Source organism: Candidatus Obscuribacterales bacterium, from assembly GCA_036703605.1.
Taxonomy (GTDB): domain Bacteria; phylum Cyanobacteriota; class Cyanobacteriia; order RECH01; family RECH01; genus RECH01.
Map to the genome: position 1 here is coordinate 1 of DATNRH010000020.1, position 4,547 is coordinate 4,547.

The window sequence follows — 4,547 nt, forward strand, 5'->3', positions numbered from 1 at the left end:
CCTCTATGAGCACTGGTTTCCAGTAAATTGAGTAGGCGATGAGAGCTTGGATCTAAATCCGGGATTTTTAAAGGCAGTAGCTGCACCACGGCCAGCATGGGCGTCAGAATATTGTTGAGGTCATGGGCAATGCCGCTAGATAAGGTACCTAGGCTCTCTAATCGCTGGGCTCGCAGGAACTGAGCTTCTAACTGTTTTTTCTCAGTAATGTCCATATGAATGCCAATCATCCGCAGGGGTTGATCGGTACTATCGCTGAAGACACTTCCCTTGATGGCTGTCCATCGCACTTCATCGGTGGCGGTAAGGGTGCGAAATTCTGTATCGAGCTCTTTTTGATGGGTTGCTGATTGCCAAAATAGCTGATGGGTACGAGAGCGATCGTCGGGATGTAGGCGCTGCAGCCACGTTTTGTAAGGAATAGCGTCGGCAGTCGGCATATCTGGGCAACGAGAATCTGGGTTGCAGCTCCAGAGAATGGTGTCTGTGTAGAGATTCCACTCAAAGGTACCAATTTTGCCGGCTTCCTGGGCTAGCTCTAGGCGTTCTTGAATGCGCTGTCGTTGATCGATTTCCTTGCGCAGGAGGGCGTTCGCCGTTTTTAATTCCGCCGTACGCTCTTGGACACGATGTTCCAGCACCTCATTAGCTTCCCGCAGGGCTTCCGCCGCCTGCTTCCGTTCGATGGCATAACAGAGCGATCGCACCAGTAGATCTTGATTGACATGGCGCTTCATCAGATAATCCTGGGCTCCGCGTCGCACCGCCTGCACGGCCAAGTCTTCATCGTTGGTATTGGTGAGTACCACGATCGGCAGGCTAGGCTGTTCTCGAATCAGGGTATCGAGGGAATCGAGACCGGTACTGTCGGGAAGAGTCAGGTCGAGTAAGGCCACATGCACCGGCTGATCCTGCAGGTAGGCGATCGCTTCATGCAACCGTTTGACATGCATAAGGGCAAATCGTTGATGGCGCGTGCCTTTGAGAACTTCTTGAAGTAGCCGCGCTTCTGCCGCATTATCCTCAACTAATAAGACATGGATGGGGGATAGTGAGGGTGGTTCGTGGTTTATCCCATCTCGGGTAGGGGCACCTCGGATGGGGGTAATATCGCTGTTTCTAACCAAAATTCTTCAATCCCGCGAATAATTTTGAACAACTGGGCCAAATTTCGTGATTTGGAAATATAGCAATTGACATGCAGATCGTAGCTATTAAAGATATCTTCCTCGTTGCGCGAGGTGGTGAGCACAATGATGGGAATGTGCTGAAGATTTGGATCAGCCTTAATTTCTGCCAACACTTCCCGTCCATCTTTTTTCGGCAGATTCAGATCCAGCAAAATAAGGTCGGGACGGATGGCCGCTTGGTAGTCCCCATCCTGTCGTAGGTAGGTCATCGCTTCCATGCCATCCCGAGTTACCACCACGTCACAGGGCGACGTGGTGCTTTTGAGGGCCTCTTGGATCAGGCGGATATCGCCGCGATTATCTTCGACCAAAAGGATAGTTTTGAGTCGTTCGTCCACTAGCATGGTTGCGATCGCGCCCTCCTACAGGAATCGTGAAATAAAACGTCGTCCCCTGATCTAGGGCTGACTCCACCCAGATCTTGCCTCGGTGGCATTCAACAATCTTTTTGCAGATAGCCAATCCCATGCCGGATCCGGGGTATTCATCGCGGGTATGGAGGCGTTGGAAAATCACAAAGATGCGTTCTGCAAACTGTGGATCAATGCCAATGCCATGGTCTTGCACAGAGAACAGCCAATCATCTTCCCGCCGCTGCACGCCAATATGGATTTGAGGTGTCTCACCGGGCTTACGGAACTTGATGGCATTGCCCATCAGGTTTTGGAAGAGCTGCATCAGTTGGGTGCGGTCTACCACAATTGTCGGCATTGGGTCGTGGGTAATCACGGCACCGGTTTCAGCCACCCGCCCCCGTAGATTACTCAGAGCCTGATCTAACGGATCGTCTAGGTCGGTGAGTTCACATTCCACCCCCTTTAGATCAACTTTAGAATAGACCAATACATCGTCAATCAGGGTTTGCATTAAGCTCACCCCTTCCACGGCAAAGCCAATAAACTCCTTGCCGTCTTCGTCTAACCGTTCGTCATACCGCATTTCCAGAAGCTGCACAAAGTTTGCTACCTGGTTCAGCGGTTCCTGTAAATCATGGGATGCCACATAGGCAAACTTCTTCAGCTCTGCGTTTGAACGCTCCAGATCTTGGGCCAGCAGCGCCAGCTCTTCAGCCTGCCGCAGAATGATATTGACGATCGCTTTCCGTAATTCCAGCACCGCCTTGATTTCCACCGGCTTCCAAGGCAACGACTTGAAGCGCACCGTCTCTTTCCATAGTTCAAAAGACTTGCGAGGGCACAGCCGCACCTCTCCTCCTTCATCGGTTACCTCATAGGCATGGTTGGGATCACCCCCCCAGTTCACCGTCTGAATGACCTCAGGGCGGAACCACAGCACATAGCTGCGTTTGGAGAGCGGAACCGCAAGCAGACCGCTAGCCACATTCTTAAAGCGCTCGGCATCGGAGTAGGCGAGGGGCAAAGCATTGGTCGCAAACACCTCCCCATCTACCGTCTTGTTCAGCCACTGCACCAAGAAGTTGAGTTCCTCGTCTGGCGGCGTTTGCCCCACGGTTGTCCAGGTGCCGTTGAAACAGATGGCTGCACCTTTAGCGTCTACCAAATCCAGCAAGTTGGGATTGTGTCGAGTTAGCCCGTCTACAAAATAGTCGGCTTCCGACATAAAATCAATCAACGCCGTCTGCACCTGAGCCAGCTTGGCGCGGTAGCTATAGTCGGCTTCTTCTTCGCGAGTGGAAATTTCAGCAAAGATGACCCGGCCCAAAAACTCGCAGGCCTTGCGCAATTCGTAGGGCACCAGTTTGGGCGTGCGGTGGTGACAGGCAATCAAACCCCACAGTTTGTTATCCTTCATCAAAGAAATCGTCAAGGATGCGCCCACACCCATGTTGTGCAGATAGTCCAAATGGCAAGGATAGGCACTACGCAGGATGGAAAGGGTGAGATCGGTGGGCTGTTCGGTGGCGGGATTAACCGCTGGATAAAGGTCAACGGCCTCTGCTGCGGCATCTGGAATAACTCGAATCCAGTTGGACAGGAACATTTTGCGCGCCGTGCTAGGAATGTCAGATTCTGGATAATGTAATCCTAGATAGGACTCCATGTCCTTGATCTTATCTTCCGCTACTACTTCGCCATGACCGTCTTCATCAAACTTGTAGAGCATGACCCGCTCAAACCCTGTGACGCTGCGCACCTGCCGCACAATGATATGGCAGAAGTCCGCTAGGCTGGCGGTCGATTCCAGTTGTTGAATGGATGCCTTGGCCAGGTGATAGAAACTGAGAAAGGGAATGTTGTCTTGGGTGACCGCAGGCTCTAGCTCTAGAACCAGGGTGTGATCTGCCGTGCGATGGAAGACGGCATCAAACACACTGTAGTCATCCCCGTTGCGCCGCGCCCATACCTTGGTGGGGTTGATCAGCTCTAGGTTGTTGTAGGATAGCCCAGCCCGAAAGCGATCGACTTGATAGGGATCGAGAATTTCGTCGAGGGTCTGCCCAAGAAGATCCTCAGCCTTGACGCCAAGTAGCTTAGAGGCATTCCGACTCACCTGTAAAATGCGCAGATCTGGTTCATCCAGCACCAGCACCACCCCATGGGGCTGAATTTTGACGAGGTGATGAATCTCAGGCTGTTTGAGATGGGTGAGATTAAGGCGTTGAGCATCAAGATCGACCGCAACCATAGCATCCTCCCAAGGATAGTCTTGTGACAATTTCAACGAGTTCAGTGTTCTAAATCAATGTCTAGGTAGCCACTCCGCTGTACCCTAGCCCAGTCCGTTGTCCTAACTCAGGTTATGTAGAGTAGGGAAATCACGGTCTTGAGGCTGATGAGGTATGAAGCAGAGAGGGTTTGGCGATCGCCATGGATATCAAGTCTAGGAAATCCAAGAGCATGAGACTTCTAGAAGGTCGGCGATGGGGGCAAGTAGGGCATGACTCATCTATAGGTACTTCTATGGCAATATCCTCTATTGTGTCCAACGTCTGGATCAGCCGTTTATACTTCTCACCCAAGTCATCCTCTGACAGCATGACAATAGATAAGATTTATAGCCGTTGTAGACCCGTTTTGTTGAACCTATTTGGCAGCATATCGTACAAACCCGCAGGTTTTTCCAAGGCAATCCTTAAATAAACCAGAATTTATCTGGATTCAACAAAGATTTGTGTATATTTGTCTGTGGCTAATCAAGAAACAATACTTACCTTGGATAATGATCACGTTTTTTAACGTAGTGACGCAATGGGTGATGTGGTCACCCCACCGGCAACGTCACAATTCCTAACCAAAATTCCTCAATGCGCTTCACAATGCTGGCGAGATTGTGCAGGTCGTCGGATTTGAGCACATAGCAATTGCTGTGAAGGGTATAGCTTTTGAGGATGTGTTCAGACTGATCTGAGAGGGTGAATACAACGATGGGGATGCG

The 4,547-nt window shown here is 51.0% G+C and carries 3 protein-coding genes; all 3 read right to left on the bottom strand.

Features of this window, described 5'->3' with window-relative positions; genetic code table 11:
• Positions 1-1,127 (bottom strand): response regulator (locus V6D20_00565; protein HEY9814289.1); only part of this gene is annotated, 1,127 nt, incomplete at its 3' end.
• On the bottom strand, positions 1,070-1,534 hold the full coding sequence (locus tag V6D20_00570; protein ID HEY9814290.1) for a response regulator: 465 nt from the start codon (positions 1,532-1,534) through the stop codon (positions 1,070-1,072). The genes V6D20_00570 and V6D20_00565, both read right to left, overlap by 58 nt.
• Positions 1,488-3,797, bottom strand: a complete 2,310-nt coding sequence (locus V6D20_00575; GenBank protein HEY9814291.1) for an ATP-binding protein — start codon at positions 3,795-3,797, stop codon at positions 1,488-1,490. Before V6D20_00575 ends, V6D20_00570 begins: the two co-directional genes overlap by 47 nt.
• Between the last annotated feature and the right edge of the window lie 750 nt (positions 3,798-4,547).